Below are 20014 nucleotides of genomic sequence, written 5' to 3'. Positions count from 1 at the left end.
GGAGGCGGGCAACCGGCGACTACTGTCTGTAACTTTTCCCTGACCCGGAACCTGGACACCCGGACCTGCCTTTGCATGGAAATGCGTAATCGTGCATACTCTTCCTATGTCTAAGGTCCTCACCTCCCTCCCCGCCGGCGAGCGCGTCGGCATCGCCTTCTCGGGCGGCCTCGACACCTCCGTCGCGGTCGCGTGGATGCGCGACAAGGGTGCTGTTCCGTGTACCTACACCGCCGACATCGGCCAGTACGACGAGCCCGACATCGCCTCGGTGCCCGGCCGTGCGAAGACCTACGGTGCCGAGATCGCGCGTCTGGTCGACTGCCGCGCGGCGCTGGTCGAGGAGGGCCTTGCCGCGCTCACCTGCGGCGCGTTCCACATCCGCTCGGGCGGGCGTGCCTACTTCAACACCACGCCGCTCGGCCGCGCCGTCACCGGCACCCTCCTGGTCCGGGCGATGCTGGAGGACAACGTCCAGATCTGGGGCGACGGCTCGACCTTCAAGGGCAACGACATCGAGCGGTTCTACCGCTACGGCCTGCTCGCCAACCCGAACCTGCGGATCTACAAGCCGTGGCTGGACGCGGACTTCGTGACCGAGCTCGGCGGCCGCAAGGAGATGTCGGAGTGGCTGCTCGCCCACGACCTGCCGTACCGGGACAGCACGGAGAAGGCGTACTCCACCGACGCCAACATCTGGGGCGCCACCCACGAGGCGAAGACGCTGGAACACCTGGACACGGGCGTGGAGACCGTTGAGCCCATCATGGGCGTCCGGTTCTGGGACCCCGAGGTCGAGATCGCCACCGAGGACGTCACGATCGGCTTCGACCAGGGCCGCCCGGTGACGATCAACGGCAAGGAGTTCGCCTCCGCCGTCGACCTGGTGATGGAGGCCAACGCCATCGGCGGCCGCCACGGCATGGGCATGTCGGACCAGATCGAGAACCGGATCATCGAGGCCAAGAGCCGCGGCGTCTACGAGGCGCCCGGCATGGCCCTGCTGCACGCCGCCTACGAGCGCCTGGTCAACGCGATCCACAACGAGGACACCCTCGCCCAGTACCACAACGAGGGCCGGCGCCTCGGCCGCCTCATGTACGAGGGCCGCTGGCTGGACCCGCAGGCCCTGATGGTGCGGGAGTCGCTCCAGCGCTGGGTCGGCGCGGCCATCACCGGCGAGGTGACGCTGCGGCTGCGCCGCGGTGAGGACTACTCGATCCTGAACACCACGGGCCCCGCGTTCAGCTACCACCCGGACAAGCTGTCCATGGAGCGCACCGAGGACTCGGCGTTCGGCCCGGTGGACCGGATCGGCCAGCTCACCATGCGCAACCTCGACATCGCCGACTCGCGCGCCAAGCTGGAGCAGTACGCCGGCATCGGCCTGATCGGTACCGGCAGCCCCGCCATCGGTGCCGCGCAGGCGGCCTCGACCGGGCTGATCGGCGCCATGCCGGAGGGCGGCGCCGAGGCCATCGCCTCCCGCGGCGAGGTCTCCGGTGAGGACGAGGCGCTGGACCGCGCCGCGATGGAGTTCGGCACGGACTGACCAGCCGTGTCGCGCGAGGGACGAGCACCCTCGCGGGAACGTACCGCCGGGGAGGCCGGCCCGACGCCCTTGACGCGTCGGGCCGGCCTTTTCGGTGTACCGCTCCGCACCATGAGGTACAGTCGCAGGGTCCTGTTGTCTCCGATAGAGGTGGACGTTGCGCATCTGAGGTTCGCGATCATCACGCGGTACGGCATCGGCCGTACGCCCGTCGCGTCGCACGGCATTCCGCCGTCCGTGGCCCCGCGTGTCTGCGACCTCGGTGCATGAGCTGTCCCTCACCCTTCGGAGAGCCGCACCCATTGTTCTGTCGGTTCGCCGGCTCGCCGGTTCGGTCGCCGCGTGGTGTTCGCACACGTAGTCCCCATCCACCGCGTACGACTGCGAGAACATCATGTCAGGACCGACGCCCCAGGCCTCCGTGACCTGCTCCGCCCTGTCCTTCCAGTGGCCGGACGGCACGACCGTCTTCGACGGACTCTCCTTCACCGTCGGCAAGGGCCGCATCGGCCTCGTCGGCGCCAACGGCACAGGCAAGTCCACCCTGCTCCGCCTCTTGGCCGGTGAGCTGTCCCCGTCCCGCGGAACGGTGACCGTCGGCGGCCGCCTGGCCCACCTTCCGCAGAACATCACCCTGGACACCACACTCCGCGTCGACCAGGCGCTGGGCATCGCCGAGCGGCGCACCGCCCTGCGCGCCATCGAAGCGGGCGAGGTCGACGAGGAGCACTTCGAAAAGCTCGGCGACGACTGGGACGTCGAGGAGCGAGCCCTCGCCACACTGGGCTCACTCGGACTCGGTGGCCTCGGACTCGACCGCACCGTGGGGCAGATGTCCGGCGGCGAGACCGTACTGCTGCGCCTCGCCGCGCTGCTACTGGAACGCCCCGATGTCCTGCTGCTCGACGAACCGACCAACAACCTCGACCTGTTCGCGCGCCGCCGCCTGCACGACGCCGTGGACTCCTGGCGTTCCGGCACCCTGATCGTCGTCAGTCACGACCGCGACCTGCTGGAACGGGTGGACCGCACCGCCGAGCTGCGGTCGGGCTCGGTGAGCTGGTACGGGGGCGGCTGGTCCGCGTACCAGGAGGCGCTGGCCACCCAACAGGAGGCGGCGGGCCGTACGCTGCGGGCGGCCGAGGCGGACGTACGCCGACAGCAGCGCGAACTCGGAGAGACCCGCACCAAGGTGGCGCGGCGGCAACGGCAGAACAAGAAGCTGGATGCCCAGCGGCGCGCCCCGAGGATCGTCGCCGGCGAACGCAAGCGGTCGGCGCAGGAGTCCGGCGACAAGCTGCGCGGCCTGCACGAAGACCGTCTCCAGGAGGCGCGCGAGCGGCGGGAGGCGGCCGCGGACGCGATCCGTGACGATGCCGAGATCCGGATGAGCCTGCCGCACACCGCGGTACCGGCCGGCCGCACCGTACTGAGCCTGCACGACGTGCAACCGTGCTTCGGCAGGCTGCGCGCCGCCACCCTCGACGTGCACGGCCCCGAACGCATCGCACTGGTCGGACGCAACGGAGCCGGAAAAACCACCCTGTTGCGCACCCTCACCGGCGAGCTCGCCCCCCTGTCCGGTACGGCCACCGCGCACGTCCCGCTACGGTTCCTGCCGCAGCGCCTGGACGTGCTGGACGACGAGTTGAGCGTCGCCGAGAACGTGGCCCGCACCGCTCCGGGCGTCACCGACAACCACATCCGCGCACAGCTCGCCCGCTTCCTGTTCAAGGGGGCACGCGCCGAACAGCCGGCCGGCACCCTGTCGGGCGGCGAACGCTTCCGGGCCGCCCTCGCGGCGACCGTGCTCGCCGCGCCGGCGCCGCAGCTGCTCCTGCTCGACGAGCCGACCAACAACCTCGACGTGTCGAGCGTCCGGCAGTTGACCAGCGCCCTGGAGTCCTTCGAAGGCGCCCTGGTCATCGCCAGCCACGACCTGCCGTTCCTGGCAGCGGCCGGCATCACCCGCTGGCTGCTCGTCGACGAGGAACTGCGCGAGACCAGCGAGGACGAGGTCCGCGCCGTCTTGGAAACACCATCGATGGAGGTAGGCCGATGAACCACACGCCGTCGTCCGGGCGGAGCGAGGCAAGCGGGCCGGCAGAGCTGCTGCCGGTGCGCTTCGACCCGGAACTGGCCACCGTGCTGAACGGCATGGACGACTTGCGGGACGCCTTCCCGTCGGACCCCGCCATGATTCCCCGCTGGCGGGAACGGCTGGCCGAGATGGTCCCCGACCCCACCCTGGACGAGCTGCGCGCCGGCGGAGCCTTCGAGGTGTACGAGAGGAGTGTGCCCGGCCCCGCCGGGGCGCCGGAGGTCTCCCTCCTCGTCGCCCGGCCGACCGGTCTCGCGGCCGGCGCACCGGTGGTCTACCACCTGCACGGTGGCGGGATGATCAGCGGCAGCAACCGTGCCGGCCTGGAGGTGATTCTGACGGAGTGGGCGGAGCCGTTGGGGCTCGTCGTGGTCTCCGTCGCGTACCGCCTCGCGCCCGAGTACCCCTACCCCGCGGCCGTCGAGGACTGCTATGCCGGTCTGCGGTGGGTGGCCGGGAACGCCGCTGACCTCGGTGGCGACCCGGCGCGCATCGTCGTCGCCGGTGGCAGCGCGGGCGGTGGCCTCACCGCCGCCCTGGCGCTGCTGGCCCGCGACCGCAACGGCCCGCACCTCATCGGGCAGCTGGCGATGTGTCCGATGCTCGACGACCGCAACGACACCCCCTCCGCCCGCCAGATGGCGGGACGCGGGCTGTGGGACCGGCAGGACAACGCCGTCGGGTGGGCCGCGCTGCTGGGTGCGGCGCGTGGTACGGCGGAGGTACCGGCGTACGCGGCACCCGCCCGGGCGACGGACCTGTCCGGACTGGCGCCCGCGTACATCGATGCGGGTGCGGCCGAGACCTTCCGCGACGAGGCCGTCGCGTACGCCACCCGTATCTGGCAGGCCGGCGGGGACGCCGAACTGCACATCTGGCCGGGCGGCTTCCACGGCTTCGACCAACTGGCTCCCAAGGCCACCGTCTCCCAGGACGCCCGCCGGGCCCGCGTGCACTGGCTCCGCCGCATCGTGAACCGTTGAGACCGGGCGCGGGACCGGAAACCGTGGGCCGGTAGGGGCGCGGCCACTGTAGTGGTCGCGCCCGCCCCTTTTTTCCGCCCGCTCGGAGCTTGCCCGGAGCCTGCTCGTGCCGCCCGCTCGGGGCCCGCTCCGCCCGGACCGCGGCACACTCGTGCATGCCACGCTTCCGCGTGTCGCGCGTCGTTGCTGCGAGAGTGAGGTGCCGCGATGGCCGAGTTCACGGGTGACTCTTCGAGCACTGCGTCCTTTCCTCCCGCGCCACCGACATCTGTTGTGCCACCGGTACCGGAGTGGCTCATCCCCCGGCCTCACCTGGTGTCCCGGCTCGCCCGGGGCGTGCGCGGGCCCCTGACCGTGGTGGTGGGCCCGCCTGGTGCCGGGAAGACGGCACTGGTCACCGAATGGGCGCACACGGCTGCCCTGCCCGGCCCCGTGGCCTGGGTGCCCTGCGACGGCGGGAACGAGCCGCCCGGCGTGTTCTGGCCGCGCGTGGTCGCCAAGCTGCGGGAAGCCGGGGTCGCGCTGCCGTACGCGGGCGTCCACACCGCCGCACCGATCTCCGGCGCCGCCGACGGGCCGCTGGCCGCCCGGGTGGCAGCGGACCTGGCCCGGCGCACCGAGCCCGTGGTGATCGTGCTGGACGACTTCGACCTGGAGCCGGGGTCGGCAGCCGCGGAGGGCGTGACACTCCTGCTCAGGCACGCGTTTCCCATGGTGCGGCTGCTCGTGGTCGCGCGCAGGGACCCGCCGCTGCACCTCCACCGCCGCCGCCTCGCCGGCGAACTGACCGAACTGCGCACGGCGGACCTGGCGTTCACCGACAAGGAGACGGTGGCGCTGCTCGCCCAGCACGAGGTGACCCTCACCGGTTCGGCGGTGCGGCACCTCACCCGGCGTACGGAGGGCTGGGCGGCGGGATTGCGGCTGGCGGCCATGTCCCTGGGCGGACATCGGGACCCGGCAACGTTCGTGCGGCGTTTCGCCGGCGACGAGGAGGCGGTCGTCAGCTATCTGGCCGAGGAGGTGCTCGACGTCCAGCCCGCCCCCATGCGCCACCTGTTGCTGGTCACCAGCCTGCTGGACCGGGTGAACGCGGAGCTGGCCGCCGCCGTCACGGAAGAGGACGCCGACGGCCGGTTCGCCGCGCTGGTCCGGCAGAACTCCTTCCTGCAACCGCTGGGGGAGGGGTGGTACCGGTACCACCGCATGTTCCGTGACGTGCTGCTGCTGCGACTGCGGTACGAAGCCCCGGAGCGGATCGCGCGGCTGCATCGTCGCGCCGCCGACTGGCTGGGCGCGCACGGCCCGCTGACCCAAGCCCTTGAGCACGCCGTGGCCGCGGGTGACCCGTCGTACGCCGCCCGGCTGGCGGTCGAGCGGCTGGCGGTCGGCCGGATCATCGGCCTCGCCGGCGATCCACTGCCCGACAGCCTCCTTCAGCGCCTTTCGCAGTGCATGGCCACGGCCTCCGACAGCGCACAGGACGGTGACGTGGCGCTGGCGACCGCGGCCCTGTCGCTTGCCCGAAGGGATGGTGCGGGCTGTGACGACGCCCTGCGGAAGGCCGACGCGCTGATGAGGACGGCAGCGCCGGCCGATGGTGCGCAGCCGGTCCCGCTCACTGCCCGCCTGACGTATGACGCGATCCGTATGGCGGCGGACCCCTTCGGCGATCCGACGTCCGCACTGGCCGCGGCGGCCGAGATGGACGGATTGTGCGCACGACTGCCGCGCGAAACCAGCGCGCGACACCCCGAGTTGCAGGCCTTCGCGCACTACGTGCGCGGCGGCGCCGAACTGCGGTGCGGCCGGTTGAAGAGGGCGGAGGAAGCGCTGCTCGCAACGCTCAGGACCATCGGGCCGCAGGACGCCGGCCCCAGCCCGCTGCGGCGTGACTGTCTCGTCGACCTCGCCCTCCTCGCGACCCTGCGCGGCCGGACGCGGTCCGCCGCCGAGTTCGCCGCGCGAGCCCGGCACCTCGACATACCCGCGCCCGACCCGGCGGACCGCTCCTGCGCCGCACTCCACGTGGTACGGGTCTGGTCGCATCTGGTACGGGGGGAGCCCGCAGCGGCTCGACGCCAACTCGACGACGTGGCTTCGGCGTTGTGTGTACCGATGCCCGACCCTCCCGTCGTCGCCCTGCACCGTCTCGCCGGCGAGACGGTCGTCCTGTGCGAGCGTGACGCCCCGCCTTCCGCCGAGGCCGTACGTGACCTCTGTGCGGCGGTGGCGGGCCCGTGGCCCACTGAGGGGCTGGAGCGTGCGGTGCACCTGGCGTGCGCTGCCGCGCCCTGCGGTTTCTCCGGAGCGCCTGCCGGGGGCCGGGAGACCACGAAGTGCGAGGTGCTCAGTGGGCGGGAACGCGACGTGTTGAAACACCTGGCGCGGACGATGACCACCGAAGAGATCGCCGCCGAGATGTACCTGTCGGTCAACACGGTCAAGACGCACCTCAAGAGCGTCTACCGCAAGTTGGAGGTGACAAGGCGTTCGGCAGCGGTCCGGCGCGCACGCGAACTGGAACTGCTCTGACCGCTGATCATTCGGTCCCCGTGGTCGCCCCGGGGTCTCGGCTCTCGGAGGGGTCTCGGCTCTCGGACGGCGGCAGCCGCCGTACTTCCATGAGTTCGAGGCCCAGCGCCTGGATGCGGTCGAGGACGCCGTAGAGCGCGGCCTGGTCCAGGCGCGTACCGCGCAGCACCGTCTCAGCAGGGTGTCGGGTGACCGACAGGTCGCCGAAGGCCTCCTGGAAGGCCGCGCTGAACGTGCCGCGAATGCGGATCTCGAACCCGGTGTCACCCCGCGGCCCCTCTGTGTTGTCGGTGTTATCGGCGTTGTCGGGGTTGTCGGTCCTCACCATGGCACCACCTCCGCCGCGGCCATGCCCGCTGTGCCGCCCATTCTCGCGGCCCGCGATCCGGCGGGCGCATCACCTCGCGCGGGTGAAACCACCGCGATCCAGGGCGAGCAGCCGTCTGACCGACCGCTCCTGGGCGACCAGCCAGCCGATGGCGATCCCCGCCACCACCGTGGTGCAGAAGAGAATCAGCCAGGACAACACGGTGAAGACCGAGCCGAGCAGTCCGAACTGGTCCACGCTCCGCTGCAGCGTACGGGGCATCCACAGGCTCGATGTGGCGGCGAACACCGAGGTGCCCGCACCGGTGAGCACCGCACCGGGAAGCAGTGGCAGCCACCCGACACGGCCCGCCAGGAGGAGATGCTGGGTCCACCACCACAGCCCTGTCGCCGCCGCGACCTGGAGCGGGAAGCCCAACAGGGCGCCCGCACCGAATCCACCGCGCACCACCCCCTGGAACACCAACGCGGTGCTCCATACGAGCAGCCACAGGAACCACCGCCACACCGCGGTGCGCGCGGTCGTGTGCGGCAGCTGCCAGGAACGCTCGCACAGCCGCTGAAGTACCCGGCTGAGAGCCGTCGCAGAGACCAGCGAGACCACGGCACTCACCACACCCCATGCCCCCGATCCTCGTTCGCCGCCCGCGTAGAGCCGCTCGACCTGGTCCTGGACGATGCCCTGGATCCCGAGGACGTCACGTAGCGACGTCCGCAACTGCTCCCGCACCTCTTGCGGGCAGTAGGCCGCGATCACGAAGAGCATGGGCAGTGCGGTCAGGAACACCTGTGCCGCGAGCCGGGTCGACAGATCGAGGACGCTGACGCTCCTCAACTGAACGGCGACCCGCCGCACGAAGGGCGCCGCACGGGACACCGCCGGGACGGCGGCGCTCAGCCGCTTCACCGCGCGCGGCCCGGTCCCCACCGACCGGTCGAGGACACATCAGCCATCTCCGCCGCCCCCTAGGACTTACGAACAGGCGCTCCCCGGTGCGTGCGGAGCGAGGTGTTCGGCACCGCGGTGGGAGGAGCGCGACGTACCGGCTCCCCCCTCCATTCAGCCGTCGTCCGCGGCGGTCGGGCATCCCCCGCAGCGGGTGAATGGGCGGCCGGAGGCGGCCGGTCAGCGGTCGGGTGCGGGCACCGGCCGGACGGCGAGGAGGGCGATGTCGTCGACGCTGTCGGCACTCAGGCCGATGAGCAGTTCGTCGCAGAAGACGTCGAGGGGTTCGCGGGCCAGTGCGGCGGTGAGCCGGCGGAGTCGGGACAGGGAGACGTCGAGCGACTCGTCGCGGCGTTCGACGAGGCCGTCGGTGTAGAGCAGCACGGTCGAGTGGGGAGGAAGGGGGGCCTCCGCCCCGGGACGGGGCATGTCGGGGTCCATACCGAGCAGCAGTCCCATCCCGTCCTCAAGGTAGGACGTGTCGCCCTCCCTGGTGGTGAGCAACGGTGGCAGATGCCCGGCGGAGGAGTACCGCAACCTCCACGGCCCGTCCTCGGGCCCCTCGACGACACCGTACACGCACGTGGCGGTGGCCTCCCGGTACAGGCTGTGGTTGGCCAGGTCCAGGCGGCGCAACACCTCCTGCGGAGGTTCCTGCCGGTCGACGGCGATGCCGCGGAGCATGCTTCGCAGCTGGCTCATGGCGACGGCCGCATCCAGGTCGTGCCCGGCGACGTCACCGATGACCACAGCGGTGTTTCCGTTGGGGAGGACGAAGCCGTCGAACCAGTCGCCACCGACCTGCGCGGCGGTGGAAGAGGGTGCGTACCGAGCGGCCAGCCGCAGGTACGGGAGGTCCGGGAGCACGGGCAGCAAGGAGCGCTGGAGACGCTCGGCGATCTGCCGGGACTCCTGGTACAGGCGGGCGTGTTCCACCCCCAGCGCGAGGTTCCGGACCAGGTCGGCGACCTGGGGCAGGTCCTCCTCGGTGAACGGTGGTTCCGCGGCGGAACGGGCCAGTGTGAGGGCGCCGAAGACCGCGCCGCGCGCCCGCAGCGGGGCGACGACGGCGCTTCTCGCTCCCATTCGTTCGAACAGTTCGACGTAGTGGGTGTCCAGGAGCGTGCCGCTCTGGTGCGGTGGCGGGGCCTCGCTGAGCAGCAGCGGTCCGGCTCCGCGCAGGACCCGGCCCAGGGGACCGCGGGCGTTCTCGGTCAGCACCGGCAACTTGCCCGTGTCCACCTCGGCGGGCAGCGGCCCGGGGCCGCGGTGGGTGACGCAGACCCGTTCGAGCTGACCGGAATCGGAGAGCAGATCCACCACGCACCAGCCGGCCAGTCGCTGACTGAGGATCGCGCACACGCGCTGCACCCCCTCTTTGAGGTCGGCGGCGGCGCTCAGCGCGTCCCTGATGTCGGCCAGCAGCAGGAGCCGCCGCTCCCGCACCGAACCGGTGGCCTCGTCGTCGTCCGGCTCCGCCCGGAGTTCGCCGGGCTGCTGCGCCTCGCCCGCTTCCTGCACCCCGCCCGGCGCCTCGGCCACCGCGTCACTGCCCTCTTCGGAGGGGCCCGGCGAGGCGGCAGGGATGACGGTACGCGGCGTGAGCTGGGCGACGAACACGGGGCGGCCGTCAGCCGTCTCCTGCGTCTGGATGAACAGCCGGACGGGTACCAGCCGGCCGTCCCGGTGCAGTGCGGGGATGGGCACCGAGCGGCCGAGAATGCGGGGCCGGCCGGTCAGCAGGAGGGACGAGAACGCCGCCACGTGGCGCCTGCGCAGGTGTTCCGGGATGAGGGTCGTGAGGCGTCGGCCGATGAGGTCGTCGGCCTGCCAGCCGAGCATGTCCGCCGCGGACCCGTTGGCGGCGATGATCCGGTTCTCGTCGTCGGCGGCGATGGTCGGGATGCCGCTGGCCGTCACCTGGCCGGCTTCCCAGACCGCCGGCTCCAGCGGGCTCGCGCTCGGCTCGCGAGGCATCACGGTCCACGCGGTGGGTGGCCCGCCGGCGAGCTGGCCGCTCAGCTGGTCGAGCAGCCAATGGCTCAACGCACTGTTCTGGGGGAGCGCCGGCAGGGAGAGCAGACGCTCGCCCCGGGCGGCCTCCTCAGCCGCATCGAGCACGCGGCGCAAGGTGAGTACCGCAGGCCCGGCATCCGCCGGGAACGGGAGCCGCACGGTGCGAAAGTGCGCGGCCGGGGGCTGCTGTTCCCACTCCCACTCGGCCGTCACACAGGCACTGATCACGTTGTTCACGTCGTGCGCGACGGCGAGGTCCGCCGGACGCACGCCGGAACGCTGCCCGGTGGACGCGGCAAGCGTGAGTTCGCGCAGCAACGAGTGGCAGTGCTGCTGGGAAGCGACGTACAGCGCGCCCGGCAGGTCGACCAGGGACACGGTACGGGTGGGGGAGGAGGCCGGTACCTCGCTTCGCCACCTGGAGGGTGGTGGCTGGCCCCCGTCCAGCCACAGTTCGTACCACACCGTCTTGGAGTCCTCGCCGGTGTCGACGCCGTACCGGGATGCCAACTGCTCGACGATCCTCAGGCCCCGCCCCGAGGTGGCATGCGGGAAGTGCCCCTGCGGCACCAGTCCGCGGTGCGGCCGGCGGTCGCCGACCTCCGTACGCACCTTGTGGTCGAGGATCCGTACCGTCACCTCGATCGCGGTGCCCGCGTGCAGAACGGCGTTGGTCACCAGCTCGCTGACCAGCAGTGCGGCGTTCTCCGCCACCTCCGAGTCGACCGCCTCGCAGTCAATGCCCGCCAACACCCTCCGGACGAAGCGCCGAGCATGCGCCACGCTCTCCGGCCGCGGTGGAAATGTCTGCGATTGCACCGACCCCGGCTGGCTGCTGTCACCCATGACGCCAGTGTGCTCCACCCGGCTTCCGAGTGGCTCGGTCCTTCCCGAGTGTCCGGCCCGCACACTCCCGGGAATCCGCCACCTGGCGGAGATCGCCCTGCCGCTGACGCAACGCCAGGGTCACGGAGACGGCCGCGGGGCGTGCCCTGCCTCCGGCACCGCCCCGGTCAGCGCTGCTTCGACGGGGCACACGCAGTCGCCGTCCGCGGCGCCGTCGGCCAGCGCGGCGAGGGCCGTACGCATCCGTGCGAGGTCGGCGATGCGCGCGTCGAGGTCCGCGAGTTTTGCGTCGATGACGGTGCGCAGTTGCGAGGAGGCGACGGCGCCCTCCTGCGAGAGCGCCAGGAACGCCGCGACGTCTGCCATGCCGAAGCCGAGCCGCTGGGCGCGTTGTACGAAGCGGGCGCGGCGCACGTCGTCCGGCGAGAAGCGGCGGTAGCCCGAGTTCGGGTCACGTTCGGGGGCGAGGAAGCCACGCCGCTCGTAGTAGCGCAGGGTGCTCAGCGGCACGCCGGCGGCGCGGGCGGCTTCGGCAGGCGTCATGGTCATGGGGACACAGTCTCCCGGACGGGGGAGGTACGTGCGGGCCGCCGGGTCGCCCGGATCAGCTGCCCGCCCTGTGCCAGCAGGAAGCCGACCTCGAACGTGACGAACACCGCGAGTACGGTGCTCGCCCCGTCGGCCATCGCCACCGTCATCAACACGGCGAAGGCCGCCCGGCCGGCCATGTCGGCTGCCGTGGTCACGGCGTCGCCGCGTACCAGGCGGACCACCGCCCACATCGTCACCAGGACGCCGAAGAACGTGACGAACAGCAGCTGTTCCGGCCCGAAGCCGCCGGGGGCGCGTCCGGGCAGGTCCAGGGCGGTGTGCAGGACACGGGCACCGTCGAGGGCGAGCCGGGCGGTCCAAGGAGTGGCGAAGACCGGGGCGACGGCGAGGTCGTAGAGGGCGCCGATCCGGGCGGGATCGGTCCGCAGGCGGCGGTTCGGGTGTGTCATGCCGGCAACGGTGCACCCTGCACCGCGGTGCAGGGTCAAGCTGCGGATCCTACGCGGGTCCGGCGCAGTGCAGGGCGAAGAGGACCGTGGCGGCCTCGGCGGGGCGGGCGGGGTGGTAGCCGGTGAGTTCGGCGAAGCGGGTCAGCCGGTTCAGCACGGTGTTGCGGTGGCAGTACAGCTCGCGCGCCGGCAGCGGGTCGAGGTCGGCCAGGACGGAGTCGGCCAGTACGGTGGCGGCCGGCTGCGCACCGCAGTGCGCAGCCGGCCGCCGCTGGTTGCCGCTCATTGTGTTGTCGCGTCGGTTAATTGTGTTGTCGCGGTGGTGAACACTCGGGCAGCATCCCGTCATGGAGCAGCCTGCTGAGATTCTTCGCCATGGGGACGTCGAGTTGCGTCGATGGCGTATGGACGACATCGACACCCTGCACCGGGTGATGACCGAGTCGCGTGACCACCTGTTGCCCTGGCTGGCCTTCGCGGCGACGCACGACCGCAAGCAGGGACAAGAGTTCCTGGCCCGGTCACAGGAGCAGTGGGCATCGGGGGAGGCGTACAGCTACGCCATCACGTCCGGGGGAGAGGTGATCGGCAGTTGCGGGTTGCATCGCCGGATCGGGCCCGGCGGACTGGAGATCGGGTACTGGATCCATCCCGCCTGGACGGGTAAGGGCCTGGCCACCATGGCCGCGGCTGCTCTCGTCCGTGCGGCCGGGCAGCTGCCGGGCATCGGTCACGTGGAGATCCACCACGACGAGGGCAACCCCGCCAGCGGTGCCGTGGCCCGCCGTCTGGGCTTCACCGAGATCGCGCGCACCCGGGAGCCGGAGGGGCCACGGGCGGCGGGGCAGACGGGCGTCGAGGTGAGATGGCGGCTGCGGACAGCGGTCTAGCGACACCCGCGCGGCCACCGGGGCCGTCGGACCTCAGTTGGTGCGGTCGGCGAAGCCGGCCGGCAGGTCGGCCGGGCCCACGGCGATGACCTGCTCGTCGTTCTCCCCGACGTGCTCGAACAGGGTGATCTTCGCGAACTCCGGAACGACGTAGATCGGGTAGGTCGGCCCCGCGTCGCGGAAGGCGCGCATCTCGTCCAGGTGCTCGTTCTGGTACAGGACGGTCTTGCTGCCGTCCTCCTCGATCCAGTGCGGGAAGAAGATCGTGCCGTGCAGGACGCGCCGGCCGGGCAGCACGTTCACGACGACCGACGTGCCCGTCGGCTCGTTCCACGAGACCTTGTAGACGTCGTCGGCCAGCTGTGCCAGGTCGACCTCCTGGTCCTTGACCCAACGGCCGCCGACCATGCCGGTGTGGATGCGGTAGTCGATCGTGGTCGCGTTCTTCACGTACATCTCGTACTGCCAGCCGTTGGCGTACGTGTAGATGAAGCGGTGCCCCACGATGCCTGCCAGGTCCTGCGGCGGTACGGGGTTCTCCACGGTGGTGGTCATGGCGCTTCTCCTCGGTGGTGCATGGCGGTCGCCCGGTTCGGCTCCCGCCATTTGATTTTGCCACAAAACAGTTTTGTAGCAAAAGTAAACCCCCGACTGGCAGAATGGGCGCATGGACAGCAGCTCAGCGGACACCGGCCACGTCGCTCTCGAACTCGGCAGACTTCTCGGGCCACTGCGACGCGCGGTGCTGCGCGCCACGCGGAATGCGGAGGGGCTGCCGGACCTGCCCGAGGCGCAGATCGAACTGTTGCGGGCGCTGTCCGCCGCTCCCGACGGGCTGGCGCCGCGCGAGGCGGCGGCGCGGCTGCGGATCGCACCGTCCACGGTGAGCAACCTGGTGCGCACGATGACGGCGGCGGGCCTGGTGGAGCGGATATCCCAGCCGCACGACCTGCGTACGGTGACGCTCACGGCCTCGGCCACGGCGCGGGAACTGCTGGAGCGCTACGACAGCGCGAGTACGGCGGCGCTGGTCACGGCGAGTGCCGAGCTGCCGGCGGCGGACCGGGCGGCACTGGCCGCGGCGATGCCCGCCCTGGACCGGCTGCTGCTGGCCATGGAGCGACAGGGGGCCGCGGCGGCCCGCCAGGCAGCGGGCCAGGACCGACGCGGCGCGTCAGCCGACTGACCGGGGCGTCCGCGTGTGGCGGCTCGACGGCGAACCGAACGTACGGGTCTACCTTCTCTCGCGCAGCACGGCGATGGTGCGTTCGCACCACTCGCGGTTGCCTTCCTCGAAGGCCAGTCCGCGCAGGCACGTCAGATAAGGCCCGATGCGGTCGCCGTGCCGCAGGAACTCCTCCTCCGTACGCCCTGCGCGCATGGTGTGCAGCAACGTGCCGAAGAGCTCGACCTTGGCCTGCGCGAAGGCGGCGCGGTCGGAGAGCTGGGCGATCAGGGCACCGGTGTCGACGTGGTCGGCGGCCTGCACCTTGACGAGCAGGTCGTCGCGGACGAAGGAGGGCTTCGCGGAGGCGGCCGTGAAGCCCTCCAGCTCCGCCAGTCCTGCCGCGGTGACGTGGAAGAGGCGCTTGTTCGGCCGGGCTTCCTGGACGACCTCGCGGCCGGCGATCAACCCGTCCTTCTCCAGCCGGGTCAGCTCGGCATAGAGCTGCTGCGGCTGCGCGTGCCAGAAGTTCGCCACTCCGAGGTCGAACGCCTTGGCCAGCTGGTAACCGCTGAGCTCCTCATCGAGCAGTGCCGCCAGTACGGCGTGCCTGAGCGCCATCGGACCGCCTTCTCCGTCCCGCTGTTCCGCTGTCCGCCCCTCTGTTCCGGACTCGCGATCCATGGTAATCATGAAAATGACTAGTCACATTCATGAGTATCAAGAAGTCCGAAGAAGTCTGAAGAAGCGCGAAGAAGCGCGAAGAAGCGCGAAGAAGAATGAAGAGGAGTGAGGAGTGCAGAGCATGGAGGGCGAGCACGCCATGACCCCCGCCGACCGTTTCCGCGCCGCAGTGGACCGCCGCGACCTCTCGGCGCTGGACGACCTGTTCACGGACGACATCCGGTTCTACAGCCCCGTGAAGTTCACCCCCTTCGAGGGCAAGCCGATGGTGCTGGGCCTCTTCGGCGTCCTGCTGCGCAAGTTCGAGGACTTCCGCTACATCGGCGACCACACGGGTACCGCGCAGACCAGCACCGACGGCTCGTCCGCCGACTCCGCGGTGCTGCTCTTCCGCGCCACGGCGGGCGGCAAGGAGATCCACGGCGTGGATCTGCTGCACTTCGACGACGCCGGACGGATCAAGGAGTTCACCGTCATGGTGCGCCCCCGGTCCGCCGTACACGCACTCGGCGAGACCGTTCTCGCCGGCCTGGTCGAGGACGGCCTCGTACCGGCACCCGCAGAGCAGTAGCCACACAAGGTCACAGGTGGCGTCGCAGCGCTCCCACATCGCTCGCATATCGCTCCCCTGACCGCGCCGCGACCGCGTACGGTGACAGCGACACCTGCCCGGAGGACATGAGGACATCATGAGCGCCCAGCCCGAACACCCCGCTGACCCCAGGGTCCGTCCGCTGCCGCACACGATCGACGCCGTGGCCGACGCTCTCACCGGTGCCAAGCGCATGGCTTTCTACGCCGAGATCGGCCAGGCCGAAGAGGGCGAACCCCTCAACGCCACCCTGCGGAAGTGGTGGATGGAAGCGATGTTCGACCAGCAGCCCGGCCGCGATCAGCGCCTGGCCGACGCCGCCGCCGGCCGCGGCCTGACCTCGCTGCCCCACCCGGTCGGCGGTGAGGAGTGAGCAGTCCCGCACCGGGCTGGTCCGTGTCGCTCACCCGGGAAGCCGCCGGCGTCCTGGAGACGATGCGCGCGGGGGGTGACCACGAGCTGCACGACCAGCTCGTACGGTTCGTTCGCGCGCTCGCCCTGGAGGCCGGCGCCGCGGCCGATGCCGACAAGCCGCTTCCCGGTCTGCCGATGGGAGACGGCCGCCACAACGTCGACGTACCCCGCCTACCGGTCCTGATCAGCTACATCGTGCACCCCGCACTGCGTGAGCTCCGCGTGACGGACCTCCTCTGGCTCGGCTGACCGCCGCCGGAGCCGGTCGCCCTCAGGCCGGAGGAGTACCGGCTCCGGCCGCGGGCGCGCCGGCCCCCGGCGCACCGTCCCGGTCGGCAGGGTGGTCGGTCGCCTCCTCCAACAGGCCGTCGATCCATGCGCGGTCGGAGAACTGGCCGAGCAGAATGTTGATCTTCTTACGCCGGTGCGCCAGCTTCTCCGGGCTGATCCGACGATTGAGAAGGCCGCCTTCGTGCGTCATGGTGGCATCCTCAAGGTGCGCCGCGAGCCAGTCCTTGACCTTCTGCAGAGCCTCCGCGCGCTGCTGTTTGAGGCGTACGGCGATGCCGATGAGCGCGGCGAAATCGGTGTTCCCCGCGAGCATCAGGGGCTCCGCCGCCATGGTGATCTCCAGCGGCTTGAAGACGTGCTGCTCCAGAGTTCGCTGCTGCTCGGTGTTCCCGGCGGCGTTGCGGGCCTGGGCGAGAGACCGCATGAACTCCTTGAGCTGCGTCTGTGCCCGCCCGACGTAGATCCGGGCGGTGTACGCGGCCTCCTGCCCCGGGCCCATGGTGAGTGGACGGCTGCGGACCGCCGCGATGCGGGCGTCGTTCTCGTCGTACGCGGAGACGGAGGTCTCCTGGCTGAGGACCTCCCAGCCGGCCGGACCGTTCCACAGCATGTTCGTCGTCTCGAACAGCCCGTCCTGGTCGGGACTTTCGTACTCCTCCGGGCCGAACCAGTCGGCGGGGCGGCGGTCGCGCCGGAAGTTCTTGGCCGGCTCGCGGTTGGACAGGGCGCTGGGGGACTGGTAGTGCCAGGCGGTGAAGCACTTGTCCTGGGCGTCGCCGGTCACGGCGAAGGCACAGCCGTTCATCGTGGCGGTGAACACGAACTCCGAACCGTGCCCCTGTTTCCCGGCGTCCTTGGGAATCCGCGAGTGGCCGACGGAGGTGTCCGGGCCCGCTGTCCCGCCTCTGAGGTAGGGGACGTAGAACGACGCCAGGTAGGCCTGATCGGGCAGTACCGGGGGCAGATCGCGGTGCCCGGAGAGCGGGGCGAGCAGGTCGTCGCTGTCACCGAAGGCCTGCACGTACTTCTCCACGGCAGGCGTGAGCAGGTATGCGGGCCTGCCCTCCTTGGCGCGCCGGGCGTCCGGTACGAGAACGAACCAGTGCTGATTCCACCGGCCCAGCCGGTTGGCGAAGGCCTGATGGTCCAGGGGGAGCCCGGGCGCCCGATTCCGCATGCCGAGCGCGAAATCCAGCGACAGGGCGGAGTGCGACAGGAACGCCTTCGGGTCGTGCACCAGATCGTCCGCGGGGGCGCGCTGCACCGCGGGGGCCGCCGCCCGCGCAGCAGGAGCAGGAGCCGGCGAAGGGGCACGCTGCACCACAGGGCCTGCAGGACCCGCCGAGTGAGCAGCGCCATCGGAACGTCCCCGCAGATCTCCGACCATCCGGCTCACGGCGGCATTGCCCGCTGCACGCTGCAGTGCCGTCAACGCAGTAGCCGCGGGGCTCGCGCCGTGCGGCGGGACCGGTGCGTCCTGCCGGGCTGCCACGCCACCGGCTGCCGGCCGGCGATACGGGACGGCTGTCTTCCCGACGCCGTTCTGCTCCTGGTGCCGATGCACGCCAGGCCCCTCCTTCAACCAACGCTCCGCTCCCTGCGCGCAGCTCACACCCGCCTACGTCTACCCGACGACAGCGCCCGGCGGAACGGCCGAGGGGGCACTCCCGAGGGCATGCTCACCGCGCCGCGACTGCCCGATGGCGGAACACCGCCAGATTGGCGGCCAGGGTTGCGGCCACGGCCAGCCCGATGCCCAGCACGGCGCCGCCCAGGCCCAGTACGGGCGGACTGAAGCCCAGGCCCAACACGACCAGCACACCCGCTGCCACCAACCACCCGCGGCCCACGGCACCGGTACCGGTCACCCGATGCAGGACCCCGAGGACGACCAGCACTATCGCGGTGGGAATGGCCACCGCCAGCCCACCAGCTCGGGCGGACAGGTGCCCGTGATGCTCGGCGGCATCCAACGCGACCTCCAGGCCGGCACCGAGGGCAGCCAGGGCAGCGAAGACGACGTAGTGACCGTATCCCCAGGTCAGGGCGGTGCGCAGGGCGCTGAGGTGGGCATCGCTCCCGGTGAAGTAGATCCACCACAGGGCGAACACCAGGAAGAGGCCGCCCATCACGACGAGCAGCACGGAGGGGGACAGGCCATGAGCCGACACCGCCGACTGCACGGCGGCGAAAGAAGCGAGGATGACCTCGCCGAGCACGATGATCGTGAACAGGCTGTACCGCTCGGTGATGTGCTCCGGATGCCAGTGGGTGGCGCTTCCGCGGTACTCGGCCCAGGCGGGTACGGCCAGTTCCGCCGCGACGAGCACCACGAAGGTGAGGGGGGCCCAGATCCCCGGCGCCCAGAGCCGGGCGATCCACCCGACCTGTACGACGACGATGCCCGCGGCGTAACGCAGCGCACCCCCGCGGCCCTCGGGGTGTTCGGCGGCAGCTCGGAGCCACTGCGTGAGGATGGCGACGCGCATGATGACGTAGCCGACCACGACGATGGCGAAGTCGCCGTGCCGGAACGCGCGCGGAACGCCTGCCGCCAGCACGAGAACGCCGGCCATCTGCAGCAGTGTCAGAAGCCGATAGGGCACGTCGTCGGTGTCGTAGGCGGAGGCGAACCACGTGAAGTTCATCCACGCCCACCAGATCGCGAAGAACACCGCGGCGTACCCCATCAGGCCGGCACCGACGTGCCCCTCGGCCAGGGCGTGGTGGAGCTGAGCGGCGGCCTGAGAGACCGCGACCACGAAGGTCAGGTCGAACAGCAGCTCCAACGGCGTCGACGCGCGGTGCGCTTCATCCGGATCCCGACCATGCATCACCCGCCGCAGCGGGCCGATCCGCTCCATGGTGCTGTCGCCCTCGCTCATGCCGCCTCTCCCATGCTCTGCTCCTCGTACCGTGACTTCTCCTCCGCCGTACCGTAGACATCTACCGGCCACTCGTCCGCCACCCCTTCCGATACGTCAGCGGCTGCCATCGGTACGCCCACCCGTATGGCCGCTGCACGGTCGGACAGCACGGGTCACCGGTGCCACGAATCGACGCGGACGGCGGCTTCGCGGCCTGCCCCGTCGAGCGGTCGATGTGTCCAGAGGAGAGGCCGGCCATTGCCGCGGCCTCATTCGATGCGGGTGGTGGTTCGGCACCGGGCGTAATTGCGTTGTGTGCCCCGGATGCCGGCCATAAGGTCACCCGCATGTCTCTACGTCTTCGTATGCGTCAGGCACTGCCGGAAGCGATGCGCGCCCGCGACAAGGCAGCGGTGAGCGCCCTGCGCGCGACACTCGCTGCGCTGGACAACGCTGAAGCGGTGCCGGTGGACGAAGCGAAGCTGCGCGGCGTGGCCTTGGAACAATCGCCGGCCGGTGCCGGTGCCACCGAGGGAACTCGGCGCGAGTTGAGCGAGCGCAACGTGGTCGACGTCGTACGCGCCGAGGCCGCCGAGCGGCTGGAGGTGGCGGAACAGCTGAGCGCGCCTGCGCATGCTGACCGAGCCGCTCAACTCCGTGCGGAGGCCGCCGTGTTGCTGGGCTTCCTGGACGGCCCTGAACTCGCCTAGTACTGCAACGGTGTTTGTTCTGATTGCTGGGCAGTTTTCAGGGACTGTGGCCCCGTCGTTTGTAGTGACTGATGCGGGCTTGGTGTTGGCGCCT

At 70.9% G+C, this 20014-nt stretch carries 20 protein-coding genes; 10 read left to right on the top strand and 10 right to left on the bottom strand.

Annotation, left to right across the window (positions count from 1 at the left end; genetic code table 11):
* Positions 1-106: 106 nt before the first annotated feature.
* From argG to IF20_RS00085, 4 genes are all read left to right on the top strand, one after another.
* Entirely contained in the window at positions 107-1552 is a 1446-nt protein-coding gene (gene argG, locus IF20_RS00100) for an argininosuccinate synthase (protein ID WP_052862810.1), read from the top strand.
* Positions 1553-1946: 394 nt separating this feature from the next.
* The gene (locus IF20_RS00095; protein ID WP_052862809.1) at positions 1947-3614 is read left to right on the top strand and encodes an ABC-F family ATP-binding cassette domain-containing protein; all 1668 of its coding nucleotides are present in this window, start codon (positions 1947-1949) and stop codon (positions 3612-3614) included.
* Positions 3611-4636, top strand: a complete 1026-nt coding sequence (locus IF20_RS00090; protein ID WP_199896412.1) for an alpha/beta hydrolase — start codon at positions 3611-3613, stop codon at positions 4634-4636. The genes IF20_RS00095 and IF20_RS00090 overlap by 4 nt, the downstream gene beginning before the upstream one ends.
* A gap of 315 nt (positions 4637-4951) precedes the next feature.
* Complete coding sequence (locus IF20_RS00085; RefSeq protein ID WP_234426431.1) at positions 4952-7171, top strand: LuxR C-terminal-related transcriptional regulator; 2220 nt, start codon at positions 4952-4954, stop codon at positions 7169-7171.
* A 7-nt stretch (positions 7172-7178) separates the two neighbouring features.
* On the opposite strand, the gene IF20_RS00080 is transcribed toward IF20_RS00085, so the two are convergent.
* The 6 genes from IF20_RS00080 to IF20_RS39685 all read right to left on the bottom strand — a co-directional run bounded on the left by IF20_RS00080 (position 7179) and on the right by IF20_RS39685 (position 12593).
* Positions 7179-7499 carry a hypothetical protein gene (locus tag IF20_RS00080; protein ID WP_052862807.1) on the bottom strand — a complete coding sequence of 107 codons (321 nt, stop codon included), beginning with the start codon at positions 7497-7499 and terminating at the stop codon, positions 7179-7181.
* Between the two features lie 69 nt (positions 7500-7568).
* Complete coding sequence (locus IF20_RS00075; protein WP_234426430.1) at positions 7569-8405, bottom strand: ribonuclease BN; 837 nt, start codon at positions 8403-8405, stop codon at positions 7569-7571.
* A gap of 219 nt (positions 8406-8624) precedes the next feature.
* Positions 8625-11306 carry a SpoIIE family protein phosphatase gene (locus tag IF20_RS00070; protein ID WP_052862806.1) on the bottom strand — a complete coding sequence of 894 codons (2682 nt, stop codon included), beginning with the start codon at positions 11304-11306 and terminating at the stop codon, positions 8625-8627.
* Between the two features lie 120 nt (positions 11307-11426).
* A complete protein-coding gene (locus IF20_RS00065) occupies positions 11427-11855 on the bottom strand; it encodes a MerR family transcriptional regulator (protein WP_199896411.1) in 429 nt (142 codons plus the stop codon).
* Entirely contained in the window at positions 11852-12307 is a 456-nt protein-coding gene (locus IF20_RS00060) for a hypothetical protein (RefSeq protein ID WP_052862805.1), read from the bottom strand. The genes IF20_RS00065 and IF20_RS00060 overlap by 4 nt, the downstream gene beginning before the upstream one ends.
* A 49-nt stretch (positions 12308-12356) precedes the next feature.
* Entirely contained in the window at positions 12357-12593 is a 237-nt protein-coding gene (locus IF20_RS39685) for a helix-turn-helix domain-containing protein (RefSeq protein ID WP_052862804.1), read from the bottom strand.
* A 61-nt stretch (positions 12594-12654) separates the two neighbouring features.
* Here IF20_RS39685 and IF20_RS00050 point away from each other — a divergent pair, with 61 nt between their 5' ends.
* Entirely contained in the window at positions 12655-13197 is a 543-nt protein-coding gene (locus tag IF20_RS00050; RefSeq protein ID WP_052862803.1) for a GNAT family N-acetyltransferase, read from the top strand.
* Positions 13198-13230: 33 nt separating this feature from the next.
* Here the strand turns inward: IF20_RS00050 and IF20_RS00045 are convergent, their stop codons facing one another.
* Complete coding sequence (locus IF20_RS00045; RefSeq protein ID WP_052862802.1) at positions 13231-13752, bottom strand: phenolic acid decarboxylase; 522 nt, start codon at positions 13750-13752, stop codon at positions 13231-13233.
* A gap of 112 nt (positions 13753-13864) precedes the next feature.
* Here IF20_RS00045 and IF20_RS00040 point away from each other — a divergent pair, with 112 nt between their 5' ends.
* Entirely contained in the window at positions 13865-14383 is a 519-nt protein-coding gene (locus IF20_RS00040; protein WP_052862801.1) for a MarR family winged helix-turn-helix transcriptional regulator, read from the top strand.
* A gap of 48 nt (positions 14384-14431) precedes the next feature.
* Here the strand turns inward: IF20_RS00040 and IF20_RS00035 are convergent, their stop codons facing one another.
* The gene (locus IF20_RS00035; protein ID WP_052862800.1) at positions 14432-14983 is read right to left on the bottom strand and encodes a PadR family transcriptional regulator; all 552 of its coding nucleotides are present in this window, start codon (positions 14981-14983) and stop codon (positions 14432-14434) included.
* A 202-nt stretch (positions 14984-15185) separates the two neighbouring features.
* Here IF20_RS00035 and IF20_RS00030 point away from each other — a divergent pair, with 202 nt between their 5' ends.
* The 3 genes from IF20_RS00030 to IF20_RS00020 all read left to right on the top strand — a co-directional run bounded on the left by IF20_RS00030 (position 15186) and on the right by IF20_RS00020 (position 16301).
* Positions 15186-15617 carry a nuclear transport factor 2 family protein gene (locus IF20_RS00030; RefSeq protein WP_052863430.1) on the top strand — a complete coding sequence of 144 codons (432 nt, stop codon included), beginning with the start codon at positions 15186-15188 and terminating at the stop codon, positions 15615-15617.
* 118 nt (positions 15618-15735) lie between these two features.
* Complete coding sequence (locus tag IF20_RS00025; RefSeq protein WP_052862799.1) at positions 15736-16011, top strand: hypothetical protein; 276 nt, start codon at positions 15736-15738, stop codon at positions 16009-16011.
* Positions 16008-16301: a hypothetical protein gene (locus IF20_RS00020; protein WP_199896410.1), complete on the top strand. Its 294-nt coding sequence runs from the start codon at positions 16008-16010 to the stop codon at positions 16299-16301. The genes IF20_RS00025 and IF20_RS00020 overlap by 4 nt, the downstream gene beginning before the upstream one ends.
* A 22-nt stretch (positions 16302-16323) precedes the next feature.
* Here the strand turns inward: IF20_RS00020 and IF20_RS00015 are convergent, their stop codons facing one another.
* On the bottom strand, positions 16324-17607 hold the full coding sequence (locus IF20_RS00015; RefSeq protein WP_199896409.1) for a hypothetical protein: 1284 nt from the start codon (positions 17605-17607) through the stop codon (positions 16324-16326).
* A 415-nt stretch (positions 17608-18022) separates the two neighbouring features.
* On the bottom strand, positions 18023-19228 hold the full coding sequence (locus IF20_RS00010; RefSeq protein WP_052862796.1) for a low temperature requirement protein A: 1206 nt from the start codon (positions 19226-19228) through the stop codon (positions 18023-18025).
* Positions 19229-19599: 371 nt separating this feature from the next.
* Between IF20_RS00010 and IF20_RS00005 the strand changes: the two genes are divergently transcribed.
* Positions 19600-19920 carry a GatB/YqeY domain-containing protein gene (locus tag IF20_RS00005; protein WP_052862795.1) on the top strand — a complete coding sequence of 107 codons (321 nt, stop codon included), beginning with the start codon at positions 19600-19602 and terminating at the stop codon, positions 19918-19920.
* The last annotated feature ends 94 nt before the right edge of the window (positions 19921-20014 follow it).

It is taken from the genome of Streptomyces niger, from assembly GCF_000718305.1.
In the GTDB taxonomy this organism is placed as follows: domain Bacteria; phylum Actinomycetota; class Actinomycetes; order Streptomycetales; family Streptomycetaceae; genus Streptomyces; species Streptomyces niger.
Note: the sequence above shows the minus strand (reverse complement) of the source record. Positions and strands in the feature narration are given on the sequence as shown.

Excerpts from the sequence above, each read along its gene's own strand:
- IF20_RS00045 (WP_052862802.1), bottom strand. The coding sequence starts at position 13,752 with ATGACCACCACCGTGGAGAACCCCGTACCGCCGCAGGACCTGGCAGGC.
- IF20_RS00040 (WP_052862801.1), top strand. The coding sequence starts at position 13,865 with ATGGACAGCAGCTCAGCGGACACCGGCCACGTCGCTCTCGAACTCGGC.
- IF20_RS00025 (WP_052862799.1), top strand. The coding sequence starts at position 15,736 with ATGAGCGCCCAGCCCGAACACCCCGCTGACCCCAGGGTCCGTCCGCTG.
- argG (WP_052862810.1), top strand. The coding sequence starts at position 107 with ATGTCTAAGGTCCTCACCTCCCTCCCCGCCGGCGAGCGCGTCGGCATC.
- IF20_RS00090 (WP_199896412.1), top strand. The coding sequence starts at position 3,611 with ATGAACCACACGCCGTCGTCCGGGCGGAGCGAGGCAAGCGGGCCGGCA.
- IF20_RS00005 (WP_052862795.1), top strand. The coding sequence starts at position 19,600 with ATGCGCGCCCGCGACAAGGCAGCGGTGAGCGCCCTGCGCGCGACACTC.
- IF20_RS00095 (WP_052862809.1), top strand. The coding sequence starts at position 1,947 with ATGTCAGGACCGACGCCCCAGGCCTCCGTGACCTGCTCCGCCCTGTCC.
- IF20_RS00050 (WP_052862803.1), top strand. The coding sequence starts at position 12,655 with ATGGAGCAGCCTGCTGAGATTCTTCGCCATGGGGACGTCGAGTTGCGT.
- IF20_RS00060 (WP_052862805.1), bottom strand. The coding sequence starts at position 12,307 with ATGACACACCCGAACCGCCGCCTGCGGACCGATCCCGCCCGGATCGGC.
- IF20_RS00065 (WP_199896411.1), bottom strand. The coding sequence starts at position 11,855 with ATGACCATGACGCCTGCCGAAGCCGCCCGCGCCGCCGGCGTGCCGCTG.
- IF20_RS00080 (WP_052862807.1), bottom strand. The coding sequence starts at position 7,499 with ATGGTGAGGACCGACAACCCCGACAACGCCGATAACACCGACAACACA.
- IF20_RS00010 (WP_052862796.1), bottom strand. The coding sequence starts at position 19,228 with ATGAGCGAGGGCGACAGCACCATGGAGCGGATCGGCCCGCTGCGGCGG.
- IF20_RS00070 (WP_052862806.1), bottom strand. The coding sequence starts at position 11,306 with ATGGGTGACAGCAGCCAGCCGGGGTCGGTGCAATCGCAGACATTTCCA.
- IF20_RS00035 (WP_052862800.1), bottom strand. The coding sequence starts at position 14,983 with ATGGCGCTCAGGCACGCCGTACTGGCGGCACTGCTCGATGAGGAGCTC.
- IF20_RS00030 (WP_052863430.1), top strand. The coding sequence starts at position 15,186 with ATGACCCCCGCCGACCGTTTCCGCGCCGCAGTGGACCGCCGCGACCTC.
- IF20_RS39685 (WP_052862804.1), bottom strand. The coding sequence starts at position 12,593 with ATGAGCGGCAACCAGCGGCGGCCGGCTGCGCACTGCGGTGCGCAGCCG.